Here is a 15,470-nt window from a genome sequence, read left to right on the forward strand (position 1 = left end):
TTGGCTCAGCCGCCCGAAGGGGCCCATTGTGCCGAGTCCGGCGCGGACCGCGGTACGGGCCCGCCCGCCGGACGCAGGCCGAGCGCCAGGCCGACGAGCACCACCGCCAGCCCGGCCCACACGGCCGCTCCCGGCGGGCCGCCGCCCGTGACCGCGCCGCCGGCCGCGGCCGCGAGCGGGGCCACGCCGGTCAGCAGCCCGGCCCGTCCGGCGCCGACGGTGGCCACCGTCGAGTACCAGAGCACGAAGGCCGCGGCCGTGACCAGCAGGGCCAGGTACCCGACGGCCGCCCACTGCCGGGGTCCCAGGGCGGCCGCGGAGGACGCCGGTTCCGTGGCCGCCGCGAGGACCAGGAACATCACCGCGCCCAGCCACACCGAGTGCACGGACACGCCCCACGCGCCGTGCCGCCGCAGCACCGGCACCGCCAGCAGGGTGAACCCGGCCTCGCAGGCCAGCGCGAGCGCCGCCCACGCCACCCCGGCCGCGTCGGTCCGCCCCGTCCCCTCCACCAGCACCGCGCCCGCCACCACGACCGGCGCGGCCAACAGGACCCGGCGGCTCGGCCGTTGGCGTTCCAGCACCGGACCGATCACCCCGAGGAGGACGGGTACGCAGGCCACCGCCACGGCGATGACGGCGGGTTCGGCGTGCGCGACCCCGCGCACGACGGCGATGTTGAACACGACCAGCCCGGTGGCCGCGATCCCGGCCAGCCACAGCCATTCCCACCCGCGCGGCCGCACCAGCCGCACCCCGGCCGCCCGCGCCAGCGCCAGCAGGATCAAGGAGGCGGCGGCGTAGCGGACGGCCTGGGCGGTGAAGAGGGGCGCGTCGGTGAGCGTGGCGGAGACGTTGACGCTGGTGCCGACCAGCGCCATGCCGAGCACGCCCGGGCCGAGCGAGCGGACGGCGGAGCGGGTGCCGGCAGGAGGACCGGTGGGGGAAGGGACGGCGGCCGGGGCCGGGAGGGAGGTGGTGGTCATGCTGTCCACTGTGTGCCGACAATGGACCCATGAGCAGGTCCAAAGATGCCGAGATCCAGAGGTCCAAAACCGGGGACGCAGACCCGGTGGCGCCCCTGGGCTCCGTTCCCTCGGCCCCCTCCGCTCCCTCCGTCCCCTCCGCCCTCGGCTCCGACTTCCTCCAGCTCGACATCGGCCAGGCGCCGCCGGGCGGCCGCACCGCATGGCTGGCCGACCGTCTCCGCGCGGCGATCGCGGACGGCCGCCTGCCCGTGGGCAGCCGCCTCCCGGCGAGCCGGGTGCTGGCCGAGGAGCTGCGCGTCGCGCGCGGCGTCGTGACCGAGGCCTACCAGCGCCTCGCCGAGGCCGGTCAGGTGGCGGGCCGGGGCCGCCTCGGCACCACGGTCGTGGCCGCCCCGCCACCGCCCGGCTCCGCGCCGGGCACGGCCGCCGCCGAGGCCCGGGGGCAGGCACCGGGCGCGGCGGCGCGGGCCCTGTTCGGCTCCGGTGCGCGGGCGGGGGCGGTCGACGCGCTCCGGGCCGCCCCCTGCCGGATCGACCTCTCGCCCGGCGTCCCCGACCTCGCGGCCTTCCCGCGCTCCGCCTGGCTGCGGGCCGAGCGCGCCGTCCTGGGAAGCCTGCCGCCGTCCGGCTTCGGCTACGGGGATGCCCGGGGCGCCCCGGCCCTGCGGACGGCGGTCGCCGACTGGCTCGCCCGCAGCCGGGGGATCAGGGCCGACCCGGGCGAGGTGGTCGTCGTGGCGGGCGTGGCCCAGGCGCTGGGCCTGCTCGGGGCCGTGCTCCGGGCGCGGGCGGTGGACCGGATCGCCGTGGAGGACCCCGGCTCGCTCGGGACCCGGCAGCAACTGGAATACGGCGGGCTCACCACCGTCCCCGTGCCGGTGGACGAGGGCGGCCTGCGCGTGGACGCCCTGCGGGCCACTGGCGCGAAGGCGGTCCTGCTGACCCCGGCCCACCAGTTCCCGACCGGGGTGGTGCTGGACGGCGAGCGCCGCCGCGCCCTGCTGGGCTGGGCCGCCGAGGAGGACGGGCTGATCATCGAGGACGACTACGACGCCGAGCACCGCTACGACCGCGCCCCCGTCCCCGCGCTGCGCTCGCTGCTGGCCGAGCGGGTCTGCTACGCGGGCAGCGTCTCCAAGCTCCTCGCCCCCGCGCTCCGGGTGGGCTGGCTCCTCGTCCCGCCGCGGCTCCACGAGGCCGTCGTCACGGCCAAGCGCAACGCCGACCTCGGCAACGCGGTCCTTCCTCAGCTCGTCCTGGCCCACCTCATGGCGTCGGGGGAGCTGGAACGCCACCTGCGGTTCGTCCGCCGGCGCCACCGCGCGCGCCGTGACGTGATGCTGCGGGCCATCGGCGCCCACCTGCCCGGGGCGCGGGTGCACGGCGCGGCGGCCGGACTGCACCTGACGGTCACCTTCGGGGGTCCGGGCGCACCCGGGGGAGGGGGCGGCGCCGACGCCCGGTTCTCGGACACCGACCTCGCCGCCGCCGCGCTGGACGCGGGGGTCAAGGCGCATCCGCTGTCCTGGCACCGGCTGCTGCCCGGTCCGCCCGGTCTGGTGCTGGGCTACGCGGCGGGCCCCGCGAGCGAGATCGAGGAGGGGATCGCCGTACTGGGGACCGCCCTGCGCCGCGTCGCCCCACCCGGCTCCTGACCGCCGCCGGGAGCCGCCTCCGCACCCCTGCGGCCTGAGGGGGAGGACCCGGGAAAAGTTTTTCGCGCACCCCGGCAACCTCGGCGGGGGTCGCGCGTCGTGCGGGGGTGAAGGGCGAAATTCCGCGCCCTCCGTCCGACCGTGGAGAACCACCTTGAAGATCGTCAAGCACGCTTCCGGCTCCGCCGCACGTCCCCTCGCCCCGGCCGTGCGCCGCGCGGCCCTCGCCGTCGCCGCCGCGGGGGCGCTCGTTTCCCTGGCCGCCCCCGCGTACGCCGCCGGGGTGGCCACGCCCTCGTCGAGCGCTGCGCCGAGCGTCGCCCCGAGCGCCGGCGCGGGTGCCGGTTCCACCGCCACCCCGAGCAGTTCCCCCAGCGTCCGTCCGAGCGGCCCGGCCACCCCCGGCCCCGCGGAGCCCAGCTCCTCCCCGTCGGTGGCGGTCCCGGGCTCCGCTCCGTCCGCTTCCGCCGGCGTGCAGCAGCCCTCCGCCGGAGCGCAGCAGCCCTCCGCCGCACCCTCCGCGCCCACCGCTCCGGAGCTCGCGCATACTGGCGGGAACCCGGCCACCATCGCCCTGGGCGCGGGCGCCGCGGCGCTGCTCATCGCGGGCGGTGGCACCCTGTACGCCGTACGGCGCCGCGCCGGCCACTGACGTGCTCCACCCGAGGAACGCCCTGCTCATGCCGTACCCCGCCGCGCTGCGGCCCGCACCACACGTACGCCTCGTCCCGCCCGGCTCCGGCCGGGCGGGGCGGGGCGCCCGCTTCCTGCGCGCCCTGCGCGGGCCGGCCGGGTGGCTCGTCCGCGACGAGGCCGGCCGGGGGCGGGCGGTGGCGGGCCGGGCCGGCCCGCCGAGGGCGTCCACAGGTGCCTACGCGGCCCCGTTCGCCGACGGGTTCACCGGCGCCGACGGCGATGCCTTCGAGCGGCCGCCCACGGTCACCGAGCTGTACCACGCGCACCGGCTGCGGATGGTCCGCCTGGCCGTGCTCCTCGTGGACGATCCGGCCACCGCCGAGGACGTGGTCCAGGACGCCTTCACGGCCCTGTACCGGCGCCACGGCGAGCACATCACCGAGATAGACAACGCCCTCGGCTACCTCCGGACGGCCGTGGTCAACACGGCCCGTTCCGTGCTGCGGCGCCGGCGCACGGTCCGCGCCTGGACCCCGCCCGCCGAGGCCGACGTACCGTCCGCAGAGGAGTACGTGGTCCTCGACGAGGAACACCGCGAAGTGCTGGCCGCCCTCGGCCACTTGACTCCGCGCCGCCGCGAGGTGCTCGTGCTGCGGTACTGGGCCGACCTGAGCGAGGCGGAGATAGCAGCCACCCTCGGGATCAGCCGGGGCGCGGTGAAGTCGACCGCGAGCCGCGCCCTGGACGCGCTGGAGCGCATCCTGGAAGGCCGGATATGACCACCCCCACCCCGTTCCCCCGGCCCTGGGCCTCCACCCCCGCCGGCTCCGGCCGCACCGACGGCGCGGCGTTCCGCGACGGCGCGTCGGGCAACGGCGCGTTCGAGAGCGGCGCGTTCGACGGCGGCGCGTTCGACGCGGGCACCGCCCGTCCCGCCACCGGCGCCGGCCGCCCCGGCCACGCCTTCGCCCCCGGCCCCGCCGCCCGAACGAGCGGACCGTACGGGATCGTGCCCGGCTCCGACTCCGGCTCCGGCGACTTCGGCGGCGGTGGGGACGACGGGGACGGGGGAGAGGGCGGGGACGGCGAGCGGCCCGTCGAGCGGCGGCTGCGGGCGGCGCTGTCGGCGCGCGCCGAGCAGGTCACCGTGCGCGGGCTGCGGCCCGCCGATCCCCCCGGCCCGCACCTGCGGCGGCTGTCGTCCCTGCCGCTGCGCCGGTTCGCCCTGCCGCTGGCCGGGCTGGCCGCGGCCGCGGCGGTCGCGGTCGGGTACGTCGCCCTCGCGCCCGATCAGAGCCCGCGGCCCGTGCCCCCCGCGTCCCCGCCGCCGCTGCCCGCGTCACCGCGGCCCACCCCTTCGCCCGAAGGGGTGGAGCGGTCCCCGGAGCCCTCGGTCGCCCCCTCGGCGAGTCCGTCCGCCGGCGCGTCCACCGCGGTGCCCCGGACCCCCTCGGCCTCCCGGAGCACCCCGTCGAACCAGCCGTCCCGCCCGCCCGCCACGGCCGGCGGTCCCGGATCGGTCCCCTCCGGCTCCGGTTCCCCCACCCCGCAGGGCTCCACGTCCCCGAGTCTCAGCGCGCCGCCGGGCCGGTGACGGCCGCGACCAGCGGCGCGAGGTCCGGGTGCGCGGCGGCCGCGTCCAGGGCCTCGCGGAGCGCGGTGTCATTGGTCGGCCGGGCGGCCGCCAAGAGGGCCAGCCCCGCCTCGGTGACGTCGGTGTAGATGCCCCGGCGGTCCGTGTCGCAGAGGTAGCGGCTGAGCAGTCCGCGGTCTTCGAGGCGGGTGACCAGGCGCGTGGTCGCGCTCTGGCTGAGCACCACCGAGTCGGCGACCTGGTGCATGCGCAGGTGCCCGCCGGGCCCGTTGTGCTGGCGGCTGAGGACGTCGAGGAGCGAGTACTCGCGGACGCTGAGCCCGTGGCCCGCCTGGAGGGCGCGTTCGATGTGGGTCTCGATCCTGCCGTGCAGCAGGGAGAGGGCGCACCAGCCCTGGGAGAGGGCGGTCGGGGCGCCGTCCGTGGCGGTCATGGGTCCTCCTCGCGTCACGCGCGGGACACGCGCCCCTTCAGGATAGGGCACATCCGCGATAGCCCGCGCTTGCAGCTATCCTGCGTGTGCAATTAATGTGGACGCTCGTAAGGCGCTGCGGCAACGGCTTCGTCCCGGGTTCCCCGGGTGGCTGCGTGCCGCGCCTCCCCCCCACACACACAGCGCACCGCCGAAGGGTTTCTCCTCATGCCACTCGCCCTGCTCGCCCTCGCCATCGGGGCCTTCGGGATCGGCACCACCGAGTTCGTGATCATGGGCCTGCTGCCCGAGGTCGCCGCCGGTTACGGCGTCTCGATCCCCACCGCCGGATTCCTGGTCACCGGGTACGCCCTCGGGGTCGTCCTCGGCGCGCCGCTGATGACCGTCCTCGGCACCCGCGTGCCCCGCAAGCGCATGCTGATGCTGCTCATGGGCCTCTTCGTCGCGGGCAACCTGCTCTCCGCCCTCGCCCCCGCCTTCGGGGTCATGCTCGCCGGCCGGGTGCTCGCCTCCCTCGCCCACGGCGCGTTCTTCGGCATCGGCGCCGTCGTCGCCGCGGAACTGGTCGCCCCGGAGAAGAAGGCGGGCGCGATCGCGATGATGTTCACCGGGCTCACCGTCGCCAACGTCGTCGGCGTCCCGCTCGGCACCCTGGTCGGCCAGCACCTCGGCTGGCGGGTCACCTTCGTCATCGTGGCCGGTCTCGGCGTCCTCGGCCTGCTGGGGATCGCCCGGCTCGTCCCCGACCTGCCGCGCCCCGAGGGCGTACGGCTGCGGCACGAGCTGGCCGCCTTCCGCAACGTCCAGGTGCTGCTCGCCATGGCGATGACCGTGCTCGGCTTCGGCGGGGTCTTCGCCGCGATCACCTACATCACCCCGATGATGACGCACGTCGCGGGCTACGCCGACACCTCCGTCACCTGGCTGCTCGTCCTCTTCGGGCTCGGGATGGTGGGCGGGAACCTGCTCGGCGGCCGGTTCGCCGACCGCCGCCTGATGCCGATGCTCTACGCGACGCTGGGCGCGCTGGCGCTCGTCCTGGCCCTGTTCACCGTGACCGCCCACCACAAGGCCGCCGCCGCGCTCACCATCTTCCTGATCGGCGCCCTCGGCTTCGCCACGGTGCCGCCGCTCCAGAAGCGGGTGCTCGACCAGGCCGCGGGCGCCCCCACCCTGGCCTCCGCCGTGAACATCGGCGCCTTCAACCTCGGCAACGCCCTCGCCGCCTGGCTCGGCGGGCTCGTCATCGCGGGCGGCCTGGGCTGGACCGCCCCCAACTGGGTCGGCGCCGCCCTCGCCGCCTCCGCGCTGGTCCTCGCCCTCCTCTCCGGCGCCCTGGAGCGGCGCACCGCCCGGGCCGGCCGACTGGTCGCGGCGGGCGGCGCCGCCGGCGAGCGCGAGGAAGCACCGCTCCGAGTCGCGTAGTGCGCCGCCCGGTGGGAGCTTGGTGGGGGATGTGAGGTGACCATGGGGCGAACCGGGAAGATACGCACCGCCGCGACGGCCGTGACCGTCGCGGCGGCCACGCTCGCGGCCGGAGGCTGTACGTCGGCCCCCGCGAGCGGCCGTACGGACGGCCCCGCGGCCGCCAGCTCACCGGCGGCCCCGGGCAGCCCCGACCCGTCGGCGTCCAGCGCCCCCGCCCCCTCACCGAGCCGCAGCTACCCCCTGTCCACCGCGCCGCGGACGATCCCGGCCGTCCGCACCTTCGAAGCGGCGCGCGGCCCCGGCTGGAAGCCAGCCCCGCAGGCACGGGTCGTCGTCGCCCGCGCCGACGCGGCCGCCCTCGGCGACGAGGGGAAGATGCTCGCCCGCGACCTGGAGCTGGGCTACGCCGAGGACGGCGGCCCGCTCCGGCCCGGCGACGTGGAACTCGAACTCGCTCTCGACAAGGCCCCCGCGAGCGGCGCCAAGGCCGCCCCGGAGTCCTACACCCTCACCGTGCGGGGTGGCGGCGTCCGCATCACCGGGCCCGACGACGCCGGGGTCTTCTACGGCACGCGCACCCTCGAACAGGCTGTCCGCGGCGCCGGATCCATCGGCGAGGGAACGGTCAAGGACGCGCCGGACCGCCCGCAGCGCGGCCTGAACCTCGACATAGCCCGCAAGAACTTCACCGCGCCGTGGATCGAGGACCGGCTGCGCGAGATGGCCGACCTCAAGCTCAACCAGCTGGGCCTGCACTTCTCCGACGACCAGGCCTTCCGCATCGCTTCCGTCAGCCACCCCGAGATCGTCTCCGACCCGCACCTCAGCCAGGCCGAGGTGCGCGCCATCGTGGCCCTCGCCCGGAGCCTGCACATCGAGGTCGTCCCCGAGATCGACTCGCCCGGACACCTGGGCGCCGTCCTGCGCGCCCACCCCGCCCTCCAGCTGCGCGACGCGGCCGGGCGGGCCGTCAAGGGCGCCGTGGACATCTCCGACCCGGCGTCCGCGCGGCTCGTCGACGAGCTGCTGCGCGAATACCTGCCGCTCTTCCCCGGCGCGCGCTGGCACGTCGGCGCCGACGAGTACCAGGCGCTGGTCGTCAAGGACCCGCAGGCCTCCTTCCCGCAGCTCGCGGCGGCCGCCCGGAAGCGGTACGGCGCCGGGGCGCGCGTCTTCGACCTGGCCACCGGCTGGCTGAACGACCGCGCGTCCGTGGTCCGGGCCGCCGGCCGGCAGCCCAAGGCGTGGAACGACGGCTTCTTCACCGGGGGCGCGGCCACCGCCGCGCGGGACATCGAGGTGGAGTACTGGACGGGCAAGGAGATCGGCGCCCGCCCGCCCCTGGAGTACCTGCGCGAGGGCCGGCCCGTGGTCAACCTCAACGACGAGTACCTGTACTACGTCCTCGGCGAGCCCAACGACTTCACCTACCCGACCGGCCGGCGGATCTACGAACAGTGGACCCCGCTCGTGCTGCGCGGCACCGAGGCCGTGCCCGCCCGCTACGCCGACCGGATCCTGGGCGCCCGGCTCGCCGTCTGGTGCGACCTGGCCGGATCGCAGACCCAGGCGCAGGTCGCCGCCGGGATCCGGCTGCCGCTGGCCGCCCTCGCCCAAAAGGTCTGGGACCCGCGGCCGCCCGGGCCGACGTGGAGTCAGTTCACCGCGCTGGCCGACCGCCTGAGGTGAGGCGGGATCCCGGGACCGGCCCGCGCGGCGTGCTCCGCCCGGGGTCCGCTCAGTAGGCGCCGTTGACGTTGTCGATCGAACCGTAGCGGGCGGCCGCGTAGTTGCAGGCGGCGGTGATGTTCGCGACCGGGTCGTAGGAGTCGGACGACGTGCCGGGCACGTGGTAGGCCCTGAAGGTGGGGTCGATGACCTGGAGGAGGCCCTTCGAGGGAATGCCCGCGGCCGCGTTGGAGTCCCAGTTGTTGATGGCGAGCGGGTTGCCCGAGGACTCGCGCAGCACGTTGCGGTGAATTCCGTCGTAGGTTCCGGGAATTCCGTGCTGGGCCATGATCTCCAGCGACTGGCGAATCCACCCGTCGAGGTTGTTGGCGTACAGAGTGGTGGGCCGTGCGGAACGGTCGGCGCGGGCGGGCGTGGCCGTGGTATTCCGATGGGCGGCCAGGGCCGTGGCGGTGGCCTTGGCCGATCCCGAACTCGCCTTTGCGGCCCCGCCGATCGTCAGCTTGGTTCCCGGGCGGATGACGGACGGGTCGCTGCCGATCACCGAGCGGTTGTCCGCGTACAGCTTCTTCCAGCCGCCGCTCACGGAATGCGTTTGCGCGATCTTGGAAAGGGTGTCGCCGGGCACCACGGAATAGACCGTGGGGGCGGCGGCCTTCGTCGCGGCCGTGGAAGCGGTGGGCGCCTTGGCGGCCGCGGCCGGCTGAGCGGCCTCCGCCCCGGAGGCGCTGATCAGCGGGAGGGCGAGGGCGAAACCGCCGGTGCCCGCGACGGCGACCAGACGGGCCACCCGGCTGTTCTTGGGACGGCGGTGCTTGCCCGATGCGGACATGGCGCATTCCTCTCCGTCGCCTGCGAGGTGAGCTGTCGGGTTCGGACGGGAGCTGTCCGGCCGCACCGCGGCACGCGTGTTCCGGACATGCCTCGGGCATGACGAAGACGTGCGTGCCGGTGGTGCGACTTCACCCCGAGCCGGTCCGGATTCATGATCCGGACCGGCGGCCTACCTGGTTCCCCCGCTCCTGCCGTACGTGAAGTGGGATGGGTTTCCGGGTGGCGGCAGGATTCGGCGTTCCACCTGGATTGCGGTGACCGTAAACGAAGAGGGAGGGCGGGAACAAGGGGCGAATTCCGCGTGGTGATCGTCTTATCGGTACCGGTCCGCGGAATGCGTCACACCCGTACGGGCCGTGGATCCCGAATTTCATTGCGGGGCCCGGAATTGAACCTTCCGGATCTTTTACGGGTGGCGGCGGTCCGGCCTGTTCCGCGTGACTCACATCACCGCCGGGGCGCCCGTTCCGCATTCAAGGGCAAATCACCCCTAGCTGCCTCTAAAGGTGTTTCTCGCACCTCCACCGGCCGCGCCTCCTCCGGCAGTTCCGCGCGCCCGGGGGGCGCCCCGGGCGTCTGCGGGACCCAGGCGTCCGGCGCCCGGGCGCCGTCGGCCGCCCGAAGTGTGCCGGTGGCCCCGCCGGGAGGCTCCCGCCGTGTACGTTCGCAGCACGGGACGGATCACAGGAGAGCGGGGTATGACGTGACGCATCGCGTACGAGGGGTCATCGCACGGAGCAAGGGCGCGCCGGTGGAGACGACAACGATCCTCGTGCCCGACCCGGGGCCGGGCGAGGCGCTCGTCCAGGTCCAGGCCTGCGGGGTCTGCCACACCGACCTGCACTACCGGGAGGGCGGCATCAACGACGCCTTCCCCTTCCTCCTCGGCCACGAGGCCGCCGGAGTGGTGGAGGCCGTCGGCCCCGATGTCACCGGCGTCGCCCCCGGCGACTTCGTGATCCTCAACTGGCGCGCCGTGTGCGGCCGCTGCCGCGCCTGCAAGCGCGGGCGCCCCTGGTACTGCTTCGACACCCACAACGCCACCCAGTCCATGACCCTGGAGGACGGCACTCCGCTCTCCCCGGCGCTGGGCATCGGAGCCTTCGCCGAGAAGACCCTGGTCGCCGCCGGCCAGTGCACCAAGGTGGACCCGGCGGCCTCGGCCGCCGCCGCCGGGCTGCTGGGCTGCGGGGTGATGGCGGGCCTCGGCGCGGCCCTCAACACCGGGAACGTCGGCCGCGGCGACTCGGTGGCCGTCATCGGCTGCGGCGGCGTGGGCAGCGCGGCCGTCGCCGGGGCCCGGCTCGCCGGCGCGGGCCGGATCATCGCGGTGGACCTGGACGACCGCAAGCTGGAACAGGCCAGGGGGCTGGGCGCCACCCACACCGTCAACGGCCGGACCGAGGACGTGGTCAAGGCGGTCCAGGCGCTGACCGGCGGCAACGGAGCGGACGTGGTCATCGACGCCGTCGGCCGCCCCGAGACCTACCGGCAGGCGTTCTACGCCCGCGACCTGGCCGGCACCGTGGTGCTGGTCGGCGTCCCCACCCCGGAGATGACCCTCGAACTCCCGCTGCTCGACGTCTTCGGCCGCGGCGGCGCCCTCAAGTCCTCCTGGTACGGGGACTGCCTGCCCGAGCGGGACTTCCCGCTGCTGATCGACCTCTACCTCCAGGGCCGCCTCGACCTCGACGCGTTCGTCTCCGAGACCATCGCGCTCGACGACGTGGAGGAAGCCTTCGCCCGCATGGAACGCGGCGAAGTCCTCCGCTCGGTCGTCCTCTTCTGACCACGAGCCCCGGGCCACCCCCCGTCCCGGGGCCGCCACATCAGCCCCGGCGACGGCGATATCAGCCCCGCCGGCGTTTGAGGCGCCGCCGGAGGCAGCACCGGGCCCGCACGACCCGCACCGGAACCCACCGCACCGGGCCCGCACGACCCGCACCGGAACCCACCGCACCGGAACCCACCACACCCGACCCTTGGATCGTCCGTGACCCACAGCCACAGCCAGAGCCGCAGCTACCGCCAGCCCGGCGTAGTCCTGACCGACCACCGCTTCACGGTCCCGCTGGACCACGACCGCCCGGACGGCGAGCGCATCGAGCTGTACGCCCGCGAGGCCGTGGCGACGGGCAAGGACCCGGCCACGCTGCCCTGGCTGCTCTACCTGGAGGGCGGCCCCGGCTTCGGCGCCCGCCGCTTCACCGGCCGCCAGGCCTGGCTGGACCGGGCCCTGACCGAGTTCCGCGTCCTCCTCCTGGACCAGCGCGGCACCGGCCGTTCCACCCCCGCGAACCGCCAGACCCTCCCGCTGCGCGGCGGCCCCGCCGAACAGGCCGACTACCTCGCCCACTTCCGCGCTGACGCGATCGTCCGCGACTGCGAAGCCATCCGCCCCGCCCTCACCGGCGGCGCGCCCTGGACCGTACTCGGCCAGAGCTTCGGCGGGTTCTGCGTCACCCACTACCTCGGCGCCGCGCCCGAGGGGCTCAGCGCCGCGCTGATCACCGGCGGCCTGCCGTCCCTCGACGCCACCGCCGACGAGGTCTACGCCGCGGCGCTCCCGCGCGTCGAGCGCAAGAACCTGGCGCACTACGCCCGTTACCCGATGGACGTCGAACGCGCCCGCGCCATCGCCGCCCACCTCGCCGAGCACCCCACCGAACTCCCCGGCGGCCACCCGCTCACCCCCGAGGCCTTCCAGTCCCTGGGGATCCTCCTCGGCGGCGGTGACGGCAGCCACCAGCTGCACTACCTCCTGGAGGACGCCTTCGTCCCCACCCCCGCAGGACCCGCCCTCTCCGACGCCTTCCTGGACGGCGTCCGGCCGCTGCTGTCCTTTGCCGGGCACCCGCTGTACGCGCTCCTGCACGAGGCGATCTACGCCCAGGACCCGGCCGCCCCCACCGCCTGGGCCGCCGAACGGGTCCGCGCCGCGGACTCCCGCTTCGACGCCGCCAAGACCCTGGCCGGGGACGAGCCGCTCCTCTTCACCGGCGAGAGCATCCACCCCTGGCACTTCACCACGGACCCGGCCCTGGCCCCGCTCCGCGCGACCGCGGAGGCCCTCGCGGCCCGCACCGGCTGGCAGCCCCTCTACGACCCGGCGCGCCTCGCGGCGAACGAGGTGCCGGTGGCGGCGGCCGTTTACCACGACGACATGTACGTCGACACGGCCCACTCGCTGGCCACCGCCCGGGCCGTCCGCGGCCTGCGCACCTGGGTGACGGACGAGTTCGAGCACGACGGGGTCCGCGCGGGCGGCCCCCGGGTCCTGGACCGCCTGCTCGCCCTGGTCCGCGACGAGGTCTGAGCCGCCGGGCTACGGCGCGGCGGTCCACCCGGCCCGCCGTGCCGTCCCCGGGTATGTCAGGTCGGCGTCCGTCCGCCGGGCCCGTCGCCTATCGTGCGCCCCATGACCGATGCACCGAATCAGCTGGAACCGATGCCCACCGACTGGCAGCGCGCGCTGGCCGTCGTCGCCCATCCGGACGATCTGGAATACGGCGGGGCGGCCGCGGTCGCGGACTGGACGGACGGCGGCCGGGAGGTCGTCTACGTACTGGCCACGCGCGGCGAGGCGGGGATCGACGGGCTCGGACCCGCGCAGTGTGCCCCGCTGCGCGAGGCCGAGCAGCGCGCGAGCGCGGCCGTCGTCGGCGTGCGTTCCGTGGAGTTCCTGGACCACCGCGACGGGGTGATCGAGTACGGTCTCGGCCTGCGCCGCGACATCGCGGCCGCGATCCGCCGCCACCGCCCCGAACTGGTCGTCACGTTGAACCACCGGGACACCTGGGGCGGCGAGGGCGGCGGCGGGTACTGGAACACCCCCGACCACCGGGCGGTCGGCCGGGCCACCCTGGACGCCGCCGGTGACGCGGGCAACCGCTGGATCTTCCCCGAACTCCTCACCGAGCAGGGCCTGGAGCCCTGGAACGGGGTGCGCTGGGTGGCGGTGGCCGGCACCGCCACGCCCACGCACGCGGTGGACGCGGGCCCGGGCTTCGAGCGGTCGGTCGCGTCCCTGCTGGAGCACCGCGCGTACATCGAGGGCCTGACGGACGAGGACCCCGAGACCTACGTGCGCGGCTTCCTGACCGCGAACGCCGAGCGGGTGGCGCCCCGGTTCGGCGGCCGGCCCGCCGTGGCGTTCGAGGTCTTCCCGCGCTGACCCTTCCCCCGCCACCACCTCACCCCTATCCTGACGCACCGTCAGATGCGAGGGGGGGCTGGGCGTGATCGACACGGTGTCCACGGAGATCCGGGAGGGTGAGGAACGGATCCGTCTGGAGGTCGCGGACGGACTCGCGGTCCTCACCCTGTGCCGTCCCGGGAAGCTGAACGGCTGGAGCTGGGAGTCCACCCGTCAGCTCGGGCTGCTCGCCGACCGGATCCGCTTCGACGGCTCCGTGCGGGCGGTGCTCCTGCGCGCCGAGGGGCGGGCCTTTTGCGCGGGCATCGACGTCACCGCCCCCGGCGGAGCCTTCACCGCCACCTCGCCCGCCGAACGGACCCGCGACTATTACGAGGGCGTCCGCTGGGCGCACGAGCGCTTCGCCGGGTTCGCCCGGCTCCCGCAGCCCGTGGTCGCCGCCGTCCAGGGCTACTGCCTCGGCTTCGGCTTCGAGCTGGCCCTGATGGCGGACATCCGGGTCGCCGCGGACGACGCCGTCTTCGCCCTGCCGGAGGCCTCGCTGGGCGTGGCGGTGGACGCGGGCGGCGACCTGCGCATCGCCCGCGAGGCCGGGGCGGGCTGGGCGAAGACGCTCGCGCTGACCGGCCGCCGGATCGACGCGGCGACGGCCGAGCGGCTGCACCTCGTCCAGCGGGTGACCACCCGCGCGGACCTGGACGCCGAGGCGCGGGCCCTGGCGGCGGAGATCGCGGCCAACGCCCCGCTCGCGGTCCAGGGCATCAAACGGGCGATCGACGCCTACGCCGACGCGAACCTGCCGGGCGCCCTGGACCGGGTGGCGATGACCGCGGCCCTGACCCTGACCTCGGAGGACTGTCGCGAGGGCTACACCGCGAAGGCCGCCCGCCGCACCCCGCGCTTCGAAGGGCGCTGAACCGCCCCCGCCCCGCCGCGCCGTTCACGCCTCGAAGGGCCCGCGGCCCAGCTGCTCGCGGACCGGGACCACCCCCGGGGCGACCACGGAACGGCGCTGCCAGTTCGCGCCGTCCACCACCAGCGTGTGCCCGGTGACGAAGCGGGCGTAGGGCGAGGCCAGGAAGGTCGCCGCCCAGCCCAGCTCACGGGGCCGGCCGATCCGCAGCGCGGGCTGGCGGGCGTCCTCGGCCCCGGAGCCCGCCCGGTCGAGGCCGCCCCGGATGTCCTCGGTCATGTCCTCGTGCGGGAAGAGGCCCGGCACGAGGCCGTTGATCCGTATCCCGTACGGTCCCCACTCCACCGCCAGGGTCTCCACCAGGTTCTTCACCCCCGCCTTGGCGGCCGCGCTGTGCGCGAAGCCGGGGCCGCCCGTCCAGGCGTAGGAGGCGCCGATGCTGACGATCGACCCGGGCGTACCCGCGGCCAGGTGCCGGCGGCCGAACTCGCGGGTCATGAACCAGGTGCCCGTCAGGGTGATGTCGACCACCGCCCGCCAGGCATTGGGGGAGAGGTCCTCCGCCGGGCAGGGGAAATTGGCCGCCGCGTTGTTGACGAGCACGTCGGGCAGGCCGAGCGCGGCCTCGGCGGCGTCGAAGACCTCCGCGACCCGCTCCGGGTCCCGGATGTCACACGCGGCCGCCCTCACCCGGCCCGCCCCGGGGACGGCCGCCAGCTCCTCGCGCGCCGCCTCCAGCCGCTCCGCGCGGCGGCTCGCGATCACCAGGTCCGCGCCGAGCCGGGCGAACTCGGCGGCGATCGCCTTGCCCAGCCCGCTGCCGCCGCCGGTGACCAGGACGACCTGACCGGCGTACGTCCCGGGCGCGAGCGCGGCGGCGCCGAGGGGCGGCGGCCCGGGCAGGCCACCGGGCGGGGGCGGCTTGCGCGGGAAAGGTGACGCGGCCCGTGCGGCAGGGGGCGTCGGGGTGGCGGGCGCGGGCCGTCCGGCCGGGGGGTTCTCGGGGAGCTGCATGGGGCATCGATAGCGCGCCCGGGCTCAGATCACCAGGGGCGCGCAGCGGTCGGCGGCGGTCCGGAGGAACTGGTTCCCCAACGGCCCGCATGGGTTCCCAACACGGCAAGCGACCGCTTAGTATGCCCG

General features: G+C 75.6%; 14 protein-coding genes and 1 riboswitch. Of the genes, 10 read left to right on the forward strand and 4 right to left on the reverse strand.

Annotated features, from left to right (window positions below; all coding sequences use genetic code 11):
- Window positions 1-5: 5 nt before the first annotated feature.
- A complete protein-coding gene (locus AC0693_RS09940) occupies window positions 6-986 on the reverse strand; it encodes an EamA family transporter (RefSeq protein WP_478801429.1) in 981 nt (326 codons plus the stop codon).
- Between the two features lie 29 nt (window positions 987-1,015).
- Between AC0693_RS09940 and pdxR the strand changes: the two genes are divergently transcribed.
- The 4 genes from pdxR (at window position 1,016) to AC0693_RS09960 (ending at window position 4,874) form a co-directional block, all read left to right on the forward strand.
- Window positions 1,016-2,644 (forward strand): MocR-like pyridoxine biosynthesis transcription factor PdxR, encoded by a 1,629-nt coding sequence (gene pdxR / locus AC0693_RS09945; RefSeq protein ID WP_478801430.1) that lies wholly within the window; start codon window positions 1,016-1,018, stop codon window positions 2,642-2,644.
- A gap of 154 nt (window positions 2,645-2,798) precedes the next feature.
- The gene (locus AC0693_RS09950) at window positions 2,799-3,296 is read left to right on the forward strand and encodes an LAETG motif-containing sortase-dependent surface protein (RefSeq protein WP_468468465.1); all 498 of its coding nucleotides are present in this window, start codon (window positions 2,799-2,801) and stop codon (window positions 3,294-3,296) included.
- A gap of 28 nt (window positions 3,297-3,324) precedes the next feature.
- On the forward strand, window positions 3,325-4,059 hold the full coding sequence (locus AC0693_RS09955) for an RNA polymerase sigma factor (protein WP_478801431.1): 735 nt from the start codon (window positions 3,325-3,327) through the stop codon (window positions 4,057-4,059).
- The gene (locus AC0693_RS09960; protein ID WP_478801432.1) at window positions 4,056-4,874 is read left to right on the forward strand and encodes a hypothetical protein; all 819 of its coding nucleotides are present in this window, start codon (window positions 4,056-4,058) and stop codon (window positions 4,872-4,874) included. The genes AC0693_RS09955 and AC0693_RS09960 overlap by 4 nt, the downstream gene beginning before the upstream one ends.
- On the opposite strand, the gene AC0693_RS09965 is transcribed toward AC0693_RS09960, so the two are convergent.
- A complete protein-coding gene (locus tag AC0693_RS09965; protein WP_356412465.1) occupies window positions 4,852-5,307 on the reverse strand; it encodes a MarR family winged helix-turn-helix transcriptional regulator in 456 nt (151 codons plus the stop codon). The two genes, AC0693_RS09960 and AC0693_RS09965, sit on opposite strands and share 23 nt — an antisense overlap.
- A 207-nt stretch (window positions 5,308-5,514) precedes the next feature.
- Here AC0693_RS09965 and AC0693_RS09970 point away from each other — a divergent pair, with 207 nt between their 5' ends.
- Both AC0693_RS09970 and AC0693_RS09975 read left to right on the forward strand, forming a co-directional pair.
- Complete coding sequence (locus AC0693_RS09970) at window positions 5,515-6,732, forward strand: MFS transporter (RefSeq protein ID WP_478801433.1); 1,218 nt, start codon at window positions 5,515-5,517, stop codon at window positions 6,730-6,732.
- A gap of 42 nt (window positions 6,733-6,774) precedes the next feature.
- Window positions 6,775-8,424 (forward strand): beta-N-acetylhexosaminidase, encoded by a 1,650-nt coding sequence (locus tag AC0693_RS09975; protein ID WP_478801848.1) that lies wholly within the window; start codon window positions 6,775-6,777, stop codon window positions 8,422-8,424.
- Between the two features lie 49 nt (window positions 8,425-8,473).
- Here the strand turns inward: AC0693_RS09975 and AC0693_RS09980 are convergent, their stop codons facing one another.
- Window positions 8,474-9,256: a LysM peptidoglycan-binding domain-containing protein gene (locus tag AC0693_RS09980; protein ID WP_478801434.1), complete on the reverse strand. Its 783-nt coding sequence runs from the start codon at window positions 9,254-9,256 to the stop codon at window positions 8,474-8,476.
- Between the two features lie 4 nt (window positions 9,257-9,260).
- A riboswitch (cyclic di-AMP (ydaO/yuaA leader) is annotated at window positions 9,261-9,506 on the reverse strand.
- A 455-nt stretch (window positions 9,507-9,961) separates the two neighbouring features.
- On the opposite strand from AC0693_RS09980, the gene AC0693_RS09985 reads away from it, so the two are divergent.
- From AC0693_RS09985 to AC0693_RS10000, 4 genes are all read left to right on the forward strand, one after another.
- A complete protein-coding gene (locus tag AC0693_RS09985; RefSeq protein WP_478801435.1) occupies window positions 9,962-11,047 on the forward strand; it encodes an S-(hydroxymethyl)mycothiol dehydrogenase in 1,086 nt (361 codons plus the stop codon).
- Between the two features lie 204 nt (window positions 11,048-11,251).
- Window positions 11,252-12,574 (forward strand): alpha/beta fold hydrolase, encoded by a 1,323-nt coding sequence (locus AC0693_RS09990; RefSeq protein ID WP_478801436.1) that lies wholly within the window; start codon window positions 11,252-11,254, stop codon window positions 12,572-12,574.
- A gap of 102 nt (window positions 12,575-12,676) precedes the next feature.
- Window positions 12,677-13,432 (forward strand): PIG-L deacetylase family protein, encoded by a 756-nt coding sequence (locus AC0693_RS09995; protein ID WP_356412474.1) that lies wholly within the window; start codon window positions 12,677-12,679, stop codon window positions 13,430-13,432.
- A 64-nt stretch (window positions 13,433-13,496) separates the two neighbouring features.
- Window positions 13,497-14,330, forward strand: coding sequence for an enoyl-CoA hydratase/isomerase family protein (locus AC0693_RS10000; protein WP_478801437.1), 834 nt, complete (start codon window positions 13,497-13,499; stop codon window positions 14,328-14,330).
- Between the two features lie 24 nt (window positions 14,331-14,354).
- Here the strand turns inward: AC0693_RS10000 and AC0693_RS10005 are convergent, their stop codons facing one another.
- Window positions 14,355-15,341, reverse strand: coding sequence for an SDR family oxidoreductase (locus AC0693_RS10005; protein WP_478801438.1), 987 nt, complete (start codon window positions 15,339-15,341; stop codon window positions 14,355-14,357).
- Window positions 15,342-15,470 lie beyond the last annotated feature (129 nt).

It is taken from the genome of Streptomyces sp. NPDC043876 (assembly GCF_056435825.1).

Coding starts and splice junctions, on each gene's coding strand:
- AC0693_RS09940 (WP_478801429.1), bottom strand. CDS start 986: ATGACCACCACCTCCCTCCCGGCCCCGGCCGCCGTCCCTTCCCCCACC.
- pdxR (WP_478801430.1), top strand. CDS start 1,016: ATGAGCAGGTCCAAAGATGCCGAGATCCAGAGGTCCAAAACCGGGGAC.
- AC0693_RS09955 (WP_478801431.1), top strand. CDS start 3,325: ATGCCGTACCCCGCCGCGCTGCGGCCCGCACCACACGTACGCCTCGTC.
- AC0693_RS09960 (WP_478801432.1), top strand. CDS start 4,056: ATGACCACCCCCACCCCGTTCCCCCGGCCCTGGGCCTCCACCCCCGCC.
- AC0693_RS09965 (WP_356412465.1), bottom strand. CDS start 5,307: ATGACCGCCACGGACGGCGCCCCGACCGCCCTCTCCCAGGGCTGGTGC.
- AC0693_RS09970 (WP_478801433.1), top strand. CDS start 5,515: ATGCCACTCGCCCTGCTCGCCCTCGCCATCGGGGCCTTCGGGATCGGC.
- AC0693_RS09975 (WP_478801848.1), top strand. CDS start 6,775: ATGGGGCGAACCGGGAAGATACGCACCGCCGCGACGGCCGTGACCGTC.
- AC0693_RS09980 (WP_478801434.1), bottom strand. CDS start 9,256: ATGTCCGCATCGGGCAAGCACCGCCGTCCCAAGAACAGCCGGGTGGCC.
- AC0693_RS09995 (WP_356412474.1), top strand. CDS start 12,677: ATGACCGATGCACCGAATCAGCTGGAACCGATGCCCACCGACTGGCAG.
- AC0693_RS10005 (WP_478801438.1), bottom strand. CDS start 15,341: ATGCAGCTCCCCGAGAACCCCCCGGCCGGACGGCCCGCGCCCGCCACC.